The organism is Caldicellulosiruptor changbaiensis (assembly GCF_003999255.1).
Lineage (GTDB): Bacteria > Bacillota > Thermoanaerobacteria > Caldicellulosiruptorales > Caldicellulosiruptoraceae > Caldicellulosiruptor > Caldicellulosiruptor changbaiensis.
In genome coordinates this window covers 1,191,355-1,206,026 of record NZ_CP034791.1, presented here as the reverse complement: position 1 = coordinate 1,206,026, position 14,672 = coordinate 1,191,355, and the positions used below count along the sequence as shown (strand labels likewise).

Genomic DNA, 14,672 nt, shown 5'->3' with positions numbered 1-14,672 from the left:
GAACTTCATTTTTACTCTTTAAATTCGCTATAAAGTGGATACTTTTCACACAATGCTTTAACCCTTTGTAAGATGTTATCATCTGTATCAGAATTTACCAAAGCATCATGAATGATATCAGCAACTTCTATCATGTCTTCTTCTTTAAACCCACGTGTTGTCACAGCTGGAGTACCAAGCCTAATCCCGCTTGTTACCATTGGGCTTTGAGTATCAAAAGGAATTGCATTTTTATTACATGTTATATTCAAGCTATCAAGTCTTTTTTCTGCATCTTTGCCAGTGATACCTTTGTTTCGCAAATCAACAAGCATTAAATGATTGTCTGTGCCACCACTCACAAGTCTAAATCCTCTTTCCATTAGCCTCGAACTGAGTGCTTTAGCATTCTTTAAAATCTGAATCTGATAGTTTTTAAACTCTTCTGTCATTGCCTCCTTTAGAGCAACTGCTTTTGCTGCAATTACATGTTCTAAAGGTCCTCCTTGAATGCCGGGGAATATAGATTTGTCAATTAGCTTTGCATACTTTTCCTTACATAGGATTAACCCCCCTCGAGGACCTCTAAGTGTCTTGTGAGTTGTTGTGGTAACAAAATCAGCATATTCAACAGGCGATGGATGAAGTCCTGCTGCAACCAAGCCTGCAATGTGTGCCATGTCAACCATCAAATATGCACCAACCTCGTCAGCTATCTCCCTAAACTTTTTAAAGTCGATAACTCTTGGATAAGCTGAAGCACCTGCCAAAATTAGTTTCGGTCTGTGCTCTTTTGCAATTCTTAAAACCTCATCATAGTCTATTGTCTCTGTTTCAGGGTCAACACCATAGGAGACAATATTATAAAGTTTACCAGAAAAGTTAACAGGACTTCCATGCGTAAGATGCCCACCATGTGAAAGATTCATGCCGAGTATTGTATCTCCAGGATTCAACACTGCAAAATACACTGCCATATTTGCCTGAGCACCAGAGTGTGGCTGGACATTTGCATGCTCTGCGCCAAATAGCTTTTTTGCTCTCTCAATAGCAATTGATTCAATAACATCAATATACTCACAGCCACCATAGTATCTTTTGTTTGGATAACCTTCTGCATATTTATTTGTCAAAGGCGAACCCATTGCTGCCATCACAGCAATAGACACAAAATTCTCCGAAGCAATGAGTTCAATCTTGTTTTGCTGCCTTTTTAGCTCATTCTTGATTGCTTCAGCTATTTCAGGGTCAGTATCCTTTACTAAATTATAAAAATACATTTGCATGCCCCTTTCTGAATATTTTTTTATTTCCTATATACAATGTTTGCAATTTATGATTATACACTAAAATTGTCCTTGTGTATATTATATTTTAGCTGTACTTTCAAAGTCAATCATTTTGCTGGAAAAGCACTGCACAAATTTTAATGTTCACAAGATAGTTTGAAGTACTATATAATCTTATTAAAGACTTTTGAAAATCAAACAAAAGGAGAGCTAACATTAAAAATGATGAGTCCAAAGGAGCTTATTGAAGTTGCACTTTTAGCTGGTGAGATAATGTTAAAAAACGGAGCTGAAACTTACAGGGTTGAAGATACAATGGTAAGGATATGTTCAAAAGGAAACTTGAAATTTGCTGAAAGTTTTGTCATCCCTACTGGAATTGTTGCAACAGTTGCAGATGAAGAAAACAACTTTTTGACTATTTCGAAGCGAATAAAGAACAGAACTATCGATTTAAACAAGATATCTCTTGTTAACCAGTTTTCAAGAGATTTTCAAAAGCATGAGTATAGTTATGCCCAATCAATAAAGATTTTGAATGACATACAAAACAAAAAAGGTTACAGCAATACGATGACACCAATTGCAGCAGCTTTGGTGTGTTGTTTTTCCACAATATTGTTTGGTGGGAAAATTGTTGATGCAATCTCCGCCTTTTTTGTGGGTTTATTTACACAAGCTATATTGAATATCTTAAATTTGCGAAAACTATCTTACTTTATTTCTTATATAATAGGTGGATTCTCTACAGCCACCTTGGCATTAATAACCGTAAATTTTCACCTTGGAATTAATTTAGATAAGATAATTATTGGCTCTGTTATGATTATGACCCCAGGTGTTGCAATAACAAATGCAATAAGAGATACAATTGCTGGAGACCTTCTTTCAGGTGTTGCAAGAGGAGTTGAGGCATTTTTAATAGCTATCTTTATCGCAGCTGGAGCAGGAATTGCTCTAAGTATTTTAAAATAGGATTTTCTAAGGAGGAGCAAACCTTGGAAAAAAGTTTCTGGTTTCAATTAATTTCAGCGTTTTTGGTGAGTTTCTCGTTTGCAATCTTGACAAATTCACCTAAAAAAACACTGATTTTTTGTGGCATAAGTGGTATGATAGGCTGGTTTGTAAACATAATATTTTTACGGTCAAATTTTTCTCCTATTATAGGTGTATTTTTTGCTGCCTTAACGGTGAACATATTTTCAGAAATCTTTGCAAGACTTCTAAAAAATCCTGTTCCAATCTTTCTTATACCAGGCATTATACCTCTTGTTCCAGGTGCGGGGATGTATAATACAATGACTGCACTTATAAAAAATAATTTTGACACCGCAATAAAAACAGGAATTCAAACACTTTTAATTGCAGGAAGTATTGCAATTGCCTTAATGCTTGTTACATCATTCAACTGGATTTTCAAAGTATTTCAAAAGATAAAATTTGGGAAATAAAAAATAAAAGAAAGCATAAGCCACTTTTTATGGTTTATGCTTTCTTTGTTATTTTGCTTTTCGCGAATATGTGACATTTAAAGCTTCCTTTCGAGAAAGTGCAATTCGGCCAAGTCTGTCAATTCCAATAACCTTTACTAATACAAGGTCTCCTACTTTGACAACCTCATCAACCGATTTAAGTTTCTTGTTGTCAAGCTGAGAAATATGGACAAGCCCTTCTTTACCAGGATATATCTCAACAAACGCCCCATATGAAGCTGTTCTTGTAACTTTACCCAAGAAGAACTGGCCTACTTCAATTTCACGACCTATACCTTCTATCATACTAATCGCTCTGTTACCTGACATATCATCAGGTGCTGCAACAAATATTCTACCATCTGGCTCTATATCGATTTTCACATTTGTCTCTGCAATGATTTTATTAATCATCTTACCACCAGGACCAATAATATCGCGAATCTTTTCTGGGTCAACTGTAGTTTTAAATATCTTGGGCGCATATGGTGAAAGCTCACTTCGCGGTTTGTCAATAACTGTTTGCATAAAGTCTAAAATCTTTAGTCTTGCTTCTCTTGCTTGATATAACGCCTTTTCAATTATCTCTTTTGTCAAACCATGGATTTTTATATCAAGTTGGATTGCAGTTATACCTTCACGAGTCCCAGCCACTTTAAAATCCATATCACCAAAGAAATCCTCTATTCCTTGAATGTCAGTAAGTGTGATAAAGCTTCCATCTTCTTTTGTAATAAGACCAATTGATATTCCTGCAACAGGTGCTTTTATAGGAACACCAGCATCCATTAGTGCAAGAGTGCTTCCACATACACTTGCTTGTGAAGTTGAACCGTTTGATGTTAAAACTTCTGATACAAGTCTTATTGTATACGGGAACTCATCTTCTGAAGGTATAACAGGCTCAAGAGCCCTCTCTGCTAAAGCACCATGTCCTATCTCTCTTCTACCAGGTCCTCTTACAGGTTTTGACTCCCCTGTTGAATACGGTGGAAAGTTGTAGTGATGCATATACCTTTTTGCCTCTTCTTCTTCAAGCCCATCTAAAAATTGCATCTCACCTTTTGTTCCAAGTGTTGCAACTGTCAGAACCTGAGTATAACCTCTTTTGAACAGGGCTGAGCCGTGAGTCCTCGGTAAAATTCCTACCTCAGCATATAGAGGTCTGATTTCATCAAATTTGCGTCCGTCTGGTCTCTTACCCTCTTCAGCAATCATCTTTCGAACAATCTCTTTTTCAAGGTTGTAAAGCGCATCGTCAACCAAAAGGAGTGTGTCTTCTGTCTCGCCCTCAAATACCTTCAAAACCTCTTCTTTCAGTTCATCAAGTTTTTTATCTCTTTCTATCTTATCTGGTATCTGAACATACTGATATGCTTTTTCATATGCAAGTTCTCTTACCTTTTGCTTTATCTCTTCAGGAACTACTCTTTTTTCATATTGCATCTTTGGCTTTCCAACTTCTTTTACTATTCCCTCTATAAACTCAACAATCTTTTTAATCTCCTCTTGAGCTGTCATAATAGCCTCAAGCATTATGTCTTCTGAAATCTCCTGGGCACCTGCCTCAATCATCATTACTTTATCTTTTGTGCCAGATACAACAAGGTGTAGCTTACTGACTTCTCTTTCCTTTGCTGTAGGATTGATTACAATCTTTCCATCCACATACCCAACCAACACAGAGCCTGTTGGACCTTCAAATGGAATATCAGATATTGATAGAGCAACTGATGAGCCAAGCATTGCCAAAACATCAGGTGGATTGTCAGGATCAACTGACAAAACTGTTGCGATGACAGATACATCATGATAAAAGTCTTTCGGGAAAAGAGGACGTATTGGCCTGTCAATTAATCTTGCAGACAGAATTGCTTTTTCAGAAGGTTTTCCTTCTCTTTTGATAAACCCACCTGGAATCTTTCCCACAGAATATAGTCTTTCTTCATAGTCAACTGTCAATGGGAAAAAGTTTATACCCTCTCTCGGTTTTTCTGAAGCACAAGCAGTTACTAAAACAGCTGTGTCACCGTATCTTGCAAGCACTGCTCCATTCGCCAAAAGTGCATATTTACCAATCTCAAAACTCAGCTCCCTTCCTGCAAGCTCCATTTTATAAATTTTACTTTCCAAACTCAACCACCTCTCTCTAAAATAATGGAGCGGCTACACCGCTCCACTTTTGTGACTTTACTTTCTGAGTCCTAATTTTTCAATCAGCTCACGATATCTATTTATATCATATTCTTTCAGATAGTTGAGAAGTTTCCTTCTCTGACCTACCATCTTCAAAAGACCTCTTCTTGAATGAAAGTCTTTCTTATGAATCTGTAGGTGCTCGTTTAGCCTATTTATTCTCTCTGTCAAAAGAGCAATCTGAACCTCTGGAGAACCAGTGTCAGATTCATGAAGCTGGTACTTTTTGATTATCTCCTGCTTCTGTTCCTTTGTGAGCATTCTCTTTACACCTCCCTTTTCCTTTTTAAATGCCTGAATCTTTGTTAAAGGCTGGGAGTATCCTCTAACAAGGACTCAGGTTAACACATAGCATATTGTAACAAAAATCTTTTGGGATGTCTATATGCTTGCTTTGCAAAATAGAGCTTTTACATATTCAATGTCTTTGTTAATCTGATTTTTGAGTTCTTGTAAATTGACAAATTTTTTTTCATCTCGAATAAAACTAATGAACTCAACAGTTATCTCCTTACCATATGCTTCTTTTTCAAAATCCAAAACATGAGTCTCAATTTTTATGTTCTGAGTTTTTGACACCGTAGGATTAAGACCTACATTTGTAAGCGAAAGATACCTCTTGTTGTCTATAATTGTATTTGTTATATATACTCCATTTTTTGGTACAACCTTGTTTTTGTCAAATCCTATATTAAGAGTTGGAAAACCCATTTTTCTGCCCAATCTGTTTCCTCTTTTGACAATGCCCTTGATAAAAAAGTTATAACCCAGCAACAAATTTGCAAGTTTTATATTGCCATCCATTATCAAGTTTCGAATGAGTGTGCTGCTTACAACCTGTCCCTGGTACTTGACTGGTTCAATGACTACACATTTTCTGCCAAAGTTTTTGAGTTTTTCGCATAGATATTTGCTATTTCCTTCAGCCTTATAGCCAAATGTAAAGTCATATCCCACTACTACCAAGGAAACATTTAGCTTTTTAATCAAGATATCTTCAATAAACCTATCTTTGTCTATCTGCATAAATTTTTTGTTGAATTCAATAAAATATACATCATCAATTTCATACTTTTCAAAAAATTCTAACCTTTCATTGTTTGTAAGGATATATTTGGTGTCAAGCCCAAGCAATTTGTCAGGGTGATTTTTAAAAGTAAAAACTACCTTTTTGCACTGATTAGCACTTGAAGTTAAAACCTCAAATAATTTTTTATGCCCTATGTGAAAACCATCAAAAAATCCTAAAGCAACTGCTGGCGCATCATCTCTCGTGAGTATCCTCTGATAAATGTTCATCTGTAATTTTCCACCTTCAATAGATATTTAAATCTATCCCCCTCTCTTTTGTAAACAAAAAAAGTATCTTTCATATTGATTTTATAAAAATCTTCAAAAAGACTATTATTTAATTTAACTTCTTTTATATCTTTCCTTGTTAAAGGATTGCCATTTATTAGCTTTTTATATGCAGACTCATTCACAACTATTTCATTGGAAATCAGATTTTCTAAAGGAATAATACTGTGTTTTGAAATAAAGTCCAATGAAGAAGCAGCCTTGATATCAAAAACCCCACTTTTTGCCCTTCTTAGCTGAACCAAAGTGGCAACAGTAGAAAGCTTATTTGCTATTTTTTCAGCCAAGCTCCTTATATATGTGCCATGACTGCACTCAACAGCAAATGTCATATAAGGATAGCAATAATTTATCATCTCTATACTATATATGATACTCTTAATCTTTGGAATTTCAATGTCAATTCCCTCTCTTGCGTACTCGTATAGTTTCCTACCATTTACTTTCTTTGCAGAGTAGATAGGAACTGAAAGTTCTACCTCTCCTTTTAAGTCTTTTAGGCAATCCTCAATTTCACTTTGCTCTATGAAGATATTATTCCGCAACTGCACTCTCCCCGTTATGTCAAGTGTATCTGTTTTAATTCCAAACTGGATTGTAGCTATATAAGTCTTTTTTGTTTTGGTGAAGAAGGATGAAAGTTTTGTTGCCTCACCTATCAAAAGCACTAAAAGTCCACTTGCAAATGGGTCAAGTGTTCCGCAGTGCCCAACTTTTGTTTTAAAGAGTTTTCTTACATACTCAACAACATCATGAGAAGTAAGTCCCACTGGTTTATCAACCAATAGTATTCCATTCATTTAACATCACTTTTGAGCCTCAGTAATAGGTTATTCTTTATCTGGTTTAACTCTAAGTTACTTACACTAAAACCGGCTGCCCTAGGATGGCCGCCGCCTCCAAATTCTTTTGAAATGGCTGCTACATCAAGATAATATTTCGATCTAAGACTTACTTTTATTCTGCTGTCTTCTTCAATGAACAGGGCAGCCACTTCAACACCTTCAATGTTCTTTGCAAAGTTTATAATATTCTCTGTTTCATCTCGAGATGCGTTGTTTCTTTCGAACATCTCCTTCGTAATTGTCAAAAATGCTATCTTGTTCTCTTCAAAGAGCTCTAAAGTTTGCAAAGTATCCTTTAAAAGGTTAAACTTTGATAAACTCATCTCGTCAAACACTTTATTTACAATATACACAAAGTTAATACCCATATTTATAAGGTCGCCAGCAATTTGATGTGTTACTGATGTAGTATTTGAATATTTAAATCCACCTGTGTCTGTAAAAATACTTGTATAAAGACAAGTTGCTATATCTTTGTCGTTATCAATGCCCATAAGCTTTACCAACTGATATACAATTTCGCCAGTTGCTGCAGCAGATGAATTTATATAGTAATAATCTCCAATCCCTTCACTTGTTACATGATGGTCAATATTGACCAGTTTTTTATAACAACTTTTAATATTTTTTATACCAGTTCTCTCAAGCTCACCAGTGTCTAATAACACCAAAACATCAAACATTTCATCAATCTCATCTTTAATCTCTATCTTGTTCGCAGCAGGTAAAAATGATAGATTCTTTGGGACATTGTTTTTTAAAAACATCCGTGGACTTTTGCCCTTCTTTGTCAAGGCTAAGTATAAGGCAAGCATAGAACCAATACAATCACCGTCAGGATTTTCATGTGAGACAATTGCAATTTTGTTTGAGTTCAAAAGACAATTTATAATCTTGCTCTCTATCAATTCTCCTGTTCACCTTCGCTTTCATCTAAAGATTTTCCTTCTTCCTCTTCCTCATTCTTTGTAATGTTCAATTGATTGAGGATTTTTGAAATTCGAGCACCATATTCAATTGAATCATCTAACTCAAATGATATCTCTGGTGAAAATCTCAAGTTTATCCTTCGAGAAATCTCTCTTCTTATATAAGGTTTGGCATTTTCTAAAGCTTTCATAGTACTTGTAATATTATCCTTATTTTTGTCAAAAATACTCACAAAGACTTTTGCATATCTTAAATCTTTACTCATGTTGACCTTTACTATACTTATGAGTTCTGCACATATCCGGGGGTCTTTAAGCTCATGCTGTATTATGTCACTTATCTCTTTTTTTATTTCCTCAGCAACTCTGTCGGCCCTTTCAAACTGCATCTTATGTTTTCACCTCTTTATATTTTAACTCTCAACCTTTTGCATCTCGTATGCTTCAACAATATCTCCTTCTTTTATATCATTGAACTTTTCAAATGTCATACCACATTCATACCCAGCCGCAACCTCTCTTACATCATCCTTGAACCTTTTGAGCGAAGCCAATTTCCCTTCATATACAATAACACCGTCTCTGATAATTCGTGCATTGGACGTTCTTGCTATCTTACCGTCTAAAACATAACATCCAGCAATTGTGCCAACAGATGAAGATTTGAATATCTGCCTTACCTCAGCATGACCAATTATTACTTCTCTATAAACAGGCTCAAGCAAACCTTTCATCGCTGCTTCTATGTCATTTATAACATCATATATGATTCTGTACATTCTGATATCAACCTTTTCTTTTTCTGCAAGAGACATCGCTCCAACTTCTGGTCTTACGTTAAATCCAATTATTATGGCATCTGATGCAGAAGCCAAAGTCACATCTGATTCTGTAATTGCACCAACAGCTGCATGGATTACCTTCACTGTAACCTCATCGTTTGAAAGCCTTTCAATTGCCGATTTTAAAGCTTCTACAGATCCTTGAACATCTGCTTTTATTATAACCCTTAGTTCTTTTAACTGTCCTTTTTGAATCCTCTCAAAGAGTTCATCAAGTGAAATCTTGCTTTGCTGCATTTTTTCTTCTTTGAGTCTCTCTTGGCGAATTTGAGCAACTGTTTTTGCTGTTTTTTCATCCTTTACACAAACAAGCTCATCGCCAGCAGTTGGAACATCTTCAAGTCCTAAAATTTCAACAGGCATGGAAGGCCCTGCTTCTTTAATTCTCTGCCCTTTGTCGTCAATCATTGCTCTTACTTTTCCCCATGTGTTACCGACAACTACATAATCGCCTACTTTCAATGTACCCTTCTGAACCAAAACTGTTGCAACAGGTCCTCTTCCCTTGTCAAGCTTTGCCTCTATTACCCTACCACGAGCCGGTCTGTTTGGATTTGCCTTAAGCTCGAGCAAATCAGCAACAAGCAAAATCATCTCCAATAAGTGGTCTATTCCTATCTTCTTTTTAGCAGAAACATTTACAAATACAGTGTCTCCACCCCACTCCTCAGGTATAAGACCATACTCAGAAAGCTGTTGTTTCACTCTCTCTGGGTTTGCCTCTGGTTTGTCAATCTTGTTAATAGCAACTATAATAGTGACATTTGCTGCTTTTGCGTGGTTTATAGCCTCAACTGTCTGGGGCATAACACCATCATCTGCTGCAACAACCAAGACTGCAATGTCAGTTACCTGTGCACCACGAGCTCTCATAGCAGTAAATGCTTCATGACCAGGTGTGTCTAAAAATGTTATTTTTCTACCGTTTACTTCAACAACAGATGCACCAATATGTTGTGTAATACCGCCTGCTTCTTTTTCTGTAACATTTGTCTTTCGTATCGCATCAAGCAGTGATGTCTTACCATGGTCAACATGACCCATTACAACTACAACAGGTGGACGTGGTTGCAAAGATTCTGGTGGATCCTCTTGATCTTCTAAAAGTATCTCCTCTTCGCTCTTTATTATCTCTTTTTCAACCTTAAACCCATAGTCTTCTGCAATTAAAGAGGCCACATCAAAATCTATTTCTTGGTTAATATTTGCCATCACACCAAGCATTATGAGTTTTTTAATGACCTCAGCAGCAGGCTTACCTATGAGATTTGCAAACTCACCAACAGTAATTTTCTCAGGAATTTTTACAATCTCTTCCTTCTTCTCTTCCTGAAGAGTTTTTGTTTGAAGCTTTAATACCTCTTTCTGTTCTTTTGACTTTTTCTTGAGCTTCTCTTTCTTGCCACGTCTCACATGCTTTTCTTGCAAGTACTCCTCTTCTAATAAGGTATCCTCTACCTCTTTGTCAATCTTTTCAAGTTCTTCTCTGTCAACAGTAACCTCTTCTTGAGTCAGTTCATCAACATGAAATAGCTGCTTTTTGTGTTTAGTAGCCTTTTCAGCTTTTTGCTTTGCTGCGGCTTTGTCCTGATATCTTTTTTCAATCTTTTGTTCTTTTGTAACCTCATATTTTGGTTTTGCTGTCTGTCTTTTTTCAGGCTCTTGTTGTGGAAAGATTTCCACAACCTTTTGATCATGCACGGTAGCCTTTTTCTCTTTGCCCTCAAATTTTTTGCCACTTTCTCTTGGAATGGCTTCTTGATGTTTTTCTCTTCTTTCTCTGTCAAGCTTTTGTCTAACCTCTTGTTGAGATTTCTGCGGTACTTTTTGTTCTACTCTCTTGTCATAAGGATGAGACGGTTTTTCACCATGTCTTATGTGTTTTTTCTCATCATGAGTCTTTGTATGTCTTTCACCTGAGCGACCTTCCTTATGACTTGGTAACCTTTCTCTTCTCTTCTCTGCATGTTCTTTTTCCTTTTCTTGCAAGATATATTCTAAAACAAGGTTAATATCGTTTTCCTCTAAAGCGCTCATATGATTTTTGTGTTCAATATTTAACTTATTAAGTATATCCATCAAATCTTTATTTTGAATCTCTAAAAGCTTTGCAAACTCATATATCCTAAGCTTATTTGTCATTCTGACACCTCCGCCGATTTTTTAAAATTCTCAGCAAAAAACCTCTCAACCACGTCATAAAACTCCTTCGGAATAGCTACCTTCAAAGATCTCTCAAGCCCCTTTTTCTTCATCGCAAGATGCAAGCACTCCTCATTTTTGCATAGATATGCTCCTCTTCCGGGTAGCCTTTGTTTTTCATCTATGAAAATACCTTCATTATTTTTAGCAATCCTCAAAAGCTGGTATTTTGGTCTTATCTTTTGACAACCAACACATTTTCTGTGTGGGACATATTCTTGCACCTTTTCACCCCACTCACTTTATTTACCCTTTATATCTATCTTCCAACCAGTGAGCTTTGCCGCAAGCCGTGCGTTTTGTCCACCTTTCCCAATAGCAAGCGATAACTGGTCATTTGGAACAAGTACAAATGCCTTTTTTTCAACCAAATTCAAATCAATATGAACAACCTCCGCAGGACTGAGCGCATTTTTGATAAACTCACCTATGTCATTGCTCCACTTCACTATATCAATCTTTTCACTTCCAAGATGCCTTAGCACATTCTGAATTCTTATTCCCTTTTCGCCAATACAAGCACCCACAGGGTCAACCTTTAAACTGTTAGAATAAACTGCAACCTTTGACCTTGACCCAGCCTCTCTTGCAATCCCTTTTATCTCGATTATCCCTTCTTGAATCTCTGGTACTTCATTTTCCATAAGTCTTTTAATCAAATTTGGATGTGTTCTTGAAAGATAAACAATTGGTTCTTTCTCTTTTGGGGGAATCCTGACATCCACAAGGTAAAACTTCATCATTGTCCCCGGCTTATACTCCTCACCTGGTATCTGCTCTTCCATTGGAAGTATTGCTTCTACCTTCCCACCTTCTATCTCAACAATGACATTTTTCTTGTCTATTCTCTGAATAACCCCTGTTACAATATTGTCAATCTTGGCTGAATAATCTTCAAATATGATATTTCTTTTCTTCTCTCTTATCTTTCCTATAACTGTTTGTCTTACCGTCATTGCAGCTTTTCGGCTAAAGTCTGAGATTGGAACCTCTATTGCAACAATGTCACCAATCTGATAGCGTTTGTCAATCTTCCGTGCATCTTCCACCGAGATTTCGTTTCTTTTGTCCTTTACATTTTCTACTACTTTTTTGTATTCAAAAATTTTCACATCGCCTTTTTCAGGGTCAATTGAAACCTTTACATTTGAAAGGTTCTTGTCCCTTATCCCTCTTACCTGCTTATAAGCAGTTAAAAGTGCAGATTCTAAAACAGAATAGATATACTCTCTTTCAATCTTATATTCCCTCTCAAGTTCATCAATTGCAGAAAATAATTCCTGAAAATCTGTAGTTAGTTCTTTCTTTGGCATTTTTGTTAAAAGCCCCCTTTGTCTTTTCTTAGAATCTTATCGCAACCTTTACCTTCTTTATATTCTCAAATGGGATAGAAATATTTTCTCCATCTACCATTATAATCAGCACATCTTCTTTCTTCTCGACAAGCTCACCTGTTAGCTTGGTAGTATTCATAATAGGCTGTTTCAAGAAAACGTCAACCACCCTTCCCCTATTTCTTATAAAATCTCTGTCATTCACAAGCGGTCTGTCAACTCCCGGTGATGAAACCTCCAGATAATAGCTAAAAGGTATAGGATCAACAATATCCAGCTTATTAGATAATTCTTCGCTCACAAGTTGACAGTCGTCTATTGTAATTCCACCAGGCTTGTCTATATACACTCTTAGAAAATGGTTCTTCCCTTCTTTTTTGAATTCAATAGCAACTAAGTCAAAACCATATTTTTCTAAAATAGGTTTCACAAGCTCCTCTACCCTTTTGGTCACCTTTGACACACTTAATCCTTCCTTTCATAAACTTTATTTTCAACAAAGAAATTTCCTTCTAAACAACATTAAAGAGTGGGGGACACCCACTCTCTTGCTAATTTACTTTATGTCAACAAAACTGATTATATATATTATACCATCTTACATTTATTTTAACAAGAATCCATTCAATTTTATTATTACCTAAACTCCTTCAATGAATTCTTTAATTTGTTTATAGCTTTTTCTACATCTCCACTTTCAAACACATACGACCCAGCAACAATTACATCTGCACCTGCCTTTACACACTCTACAATAGTCTTTTCGTTGATACCACCATCTACCTCAATTTCAAAACTATATCCTTCTTTTTTCCTTATCTCAGATAAATTTTGAATCTTTTTTAAGGTGTAAGGAATAAACCTCTGCCCTCCATAGCCAGGATTTACAGCCATAACCAAGACCATATCCACAATTTCAAGCACATTTTCAATTAGGCAAATTGGAGTTGCAGGGTTTATTGCAACACTTGCTTTTTTACCAACACCTTTTATCTTATTTAAAAGAGCATCTAAATGATGAGTAGTTTCTACATGTACTGTGATGTTGTCAGCTCCGCTTTCTATAAATTTGTCAATATGTTTTTCAGGATTTATGACCATCAAATGCACATCAAAAAAAAGGTTTGTATGCTCTCTTAATGCCTTTACAACCTGAGCACCAATTGTAATATTCTCAACAAAACACCCATCCATAACATCTATGTGTACCAAATCAGCACCAGCTTTTTCAAGCTTTTTAACTTCACTTTTTAAATCTGAAAAATCAGCGGATAAGATTGATGGTGCAAGTTTTACCGACAACTTAAAAATCCTCCCCTTTAAAGCAAATATGCTTGTCACATTAGTTTTAATCATATTCCTTTTGGGCAGGAAGCTGCATAAATATCTGCTTGTAACGTTCATACCTCTCAAAGTTTATCTTCCTATCGTTTACAGCTGCTTTTACACCACATTCTGGTTCAAAGATATGATTACATCCTGGAAATTTACAATTCTCGTAATCATAGAATTCTGGATAATAGTACTTTAGCTCATCTTTGAGCATTCCCGTAATCTCTATTGAACTAAAGCCTGGTGTATCGGCAATATATGTGTCTTCACCTGCTCGTAAAAGTTCAACCACCCTTGTGGTGTGCCTTCCTCTTTCAATCTTTTTAGAAATCTCCCCAACCTTAAGATTCAAACCGGGGATTAAACAGTTCAAAATAGATGTTTTTCCTACACCTGACTGGCCTGCAAAAACAGATATCTTTCCTTTGATATGCTCTTTTAATTTTTCCATTCCTTCACCAGTCTTTGCAGACACTCCTATGACGTCAAATATACCATACTGATTTTTTACAACCTCTAATGTTTTGCCATTGTCAAGGTCAACCTTATTAACACAGATAAGGGGTTTTACCTTTTCTCTTAAAACATTTACAAGTAATTTGTCAAGTGTAATGAAAGAAACCTCAGGGAAAACAGAAGCTACTACAACAATTGCAGTATCCACATTTGCAATTGGTGGTCTTATAAGCTGGTTTCTCCGTGGATGAATCTTGTCTATTACATAAGCTCCTTTTGCTTTTTCCACAATTGTAACATTGTCTCCAACAAGCGGAGTTATATCATCCTTCCTAAACACTCCACGTGCTTTGCACTCGTAAATGGTACCTTCACGGTCATAGACGTAATAAAAACCCGCAATTGCTTTTACAATAACCCCATTTATCTGCATAGCT

15 protein-coding genes are annotated in these 14,672 nt (G+C 36.1%); 2 read left to right on the top strand and 13 right to left on the bottom strand.

What is annotated here, in order from left to right; translation table 11 throughout:
• Positions 1–11 precede the first annotated feature (11 nt).
• Positions 12–1,259, bottom strand: a complete 1,248-nt coding sequence (locus ELD05_RS05845; RefSeq protein WP_127351689.1) for a serine hydroxymethyltransferase — start codon at positions 1,257–1,259, stop codon at positions 12–14.
• 231 nt (positions 1,260–1,490) lie between these two features.
• On the opposite strand from ELD05_RS05845, the gene ELD05_RS05840 reads away from it, so the two are divergent.
• Both ELD05_RS05840 and ELD05_RS05835 read left to right on the top strand, forming a co-directional pair.
• A complete protein-coding gene (locus ELD05_RS05840) occupies positions 1,491–2,243 on the top strand; it encodes a threonine/serine exporter family protein (RefSeq protein ID WP_127351688.1) in 753 nt (250 codons plus the stop codon).
• Positions 2,244–2,266: 23 nt separating this feature from the next.
• Positions 2,267–2,719 (top strand): threonine/serine exporter family protein, encoded by a 453-nt coding sequence (locus ELD05_RS05835; RefSeq protein ID WP_127351687.1) that lies wholly within the window; start codon positions 2,267–2,269, stop codon positions 2,717–2,719.
• 48 nt (positions 2,720–2,767) lie between these two features.
• Here the strand turns inward: ELD05_RS05835 and ELD05_RS05830 are convergent, their stop codons facing one another.
• The 12 genes from ELD05_RS05830 to rsgA all read right to left on the bottom strand — a co-directional run bounded on the left by ELD05_RS05830 (position 2,768) and on the right by rsgA (position 14,668).
• Complete coding sequence (locus tag ELD05_RS05830) at positions 2,768–4,873, bottom strand: polyribonucleotide nucleotidyltransferase (RefSeq protein WP_127351686.1); 2,106 nt, start codon at positions 4,871–4,873, stop codon at positions 2,768–2,770.
• Between the two features lie 57 nt (positions 4,874–4,930).
• Positions 4,931–5,197, bottom strand: coding sequence for a 30S ribosomal protein S15 (gene rpsO / locus ELD05_RS05825; protein WP_011917585.1), 267 nt, complete (start codon positions 5,195–5,197; stop codon positions 4,931–4,933).
• Positions 5,198–5,317: 120 nt separating this feature from the next.
• Positions 5,318–6,235, bottom strand: coding sequence for a bifunctional riboflavin kinase/FAD synthetase (locus tag ELD05_RS05820; RefSeq protein ID WP_127351685.1), 918 nt, complete (start codon positions 6,233–6,235; stop codon positions 5,318–5,320).
• Positions 6,232–7,095 (bottom strand): tRNA pseudouridine(55) synthase TruB, encoded by an 864-nt coding sequence (truB, locus tag ELD05_RS05815; protein WP_127351684.1) that lies wholly within the window; start codon positions 7,093–7,095, stop codon positions 6,232–6,234. Before truB ends, ELD05_RS05820 begins: the two co-directional genes overlap by 4 nt.
• Positions 7,092–8,048, bottom strand: coding sequence for a DHH family phosphoesterase (locus tag ELD05_RS05810; RefSeq protein WP_127351683.1), 957 nt, complete (start codon positions 8,046–8,048; stop codon positions 7,092–7,094). Before ELD05_RS05810 ends, truB begins: the two co-directional genes overlap by 4 nt.
• The gene (gene rbfA, locus ELD05_RS05805; protein WP_127351682.1) at positions 8,045–8,458 is read right to left on the bottom strand and encodes a 30S ribosome-binding factor RbfA; all 414 of its coding nucleotides are present in this window, start codon (positions 8,456–8,458) and stop codon (positions 8,045–8,047) included. Before rbfA ends, ELD05_RS05810 begins: the two co-directional genes overlap by 4 nt.
• A gap of 24 nt (positions 8,459–8,482) precedes the next feature.
• Positions 8,483–11,053 carry a translation initiation factor IF-2 gene (gene infB, locus ELD05_RS05800; protein ID WP_127351681.1) on the bottom strand — a complete coding sequence of 857 codons (2,571 nt, stop codon included), beginning with the start codon at positions 11,051–11,053 and terminating at the stop codon, positions 8,483–8,485.
• Positions 11,050–11,337, bottom strand: a complete 288-nt coding sequence (rnpM, locus tag ELD05_RS05795) for an RNase P modulator RnpM (protein ID WP_127351680.1) — start codon at positions 11,335–11,337, stop codon at positions 11,050–11,052. Before rnpM ends, infB begins: the two co-directional genes overlap by 4 nt.
• Positions 11,338–11,355: 18 nt before the next feature.
• Positions 11,356–12,426, bottom strand: a complete 1,071-nt coding sequence (gene nusA / locus ELD05_RS05790; protein ID WP_127351679.1) for a transcription termination factor NusA — start codon at positions 12,424–12,426, stop codon at positions 11,356–11,358.
• A 28-nt stretch (positions 12,427–12,454) separates the two neighbouring features.
• Positions 12,455–12,910 carry a ribosome maturation factor RimP gene (locus tag ELD05_RS05785; RefSeq protein ID WP_127351678.1) on the bottom strand — a complete coding sequence of 152 codons (456 nt, stop codon included), beginning with the start codon at positions 12,908–12,910 and terminating at the stop codon, positions 12,455–12,457.
• A 173-nt stretch (positions 12,911–13,083) separates the two neighbouring features.
• Entirely contained in the window at positions 13,084–13,749 is a 666-nt protein-coding gene (gene rpe / locus ELD05_RS05780; RefSeq protein ID WP_127351677.1) for a ribulose-phosphate 3-epimerase, read from the bottom strand.
• Positions 13,750–13,795: 46 nt separating this feature from the next.
• On the bottom strand, positions 13,796–14,668 hold the full coding sequence (gene rsgA, locus ELD05_RS05775) for a ribosome small subunit-dependent GTPase A (RefSeq protein WP_127352930.1): 873 nt from the start codon (positions 14,666–14,668) through the stop codon (positions 13,796–13,798).
• Positions 14,669–14,672: the final 4 nt, after the last annotated feature.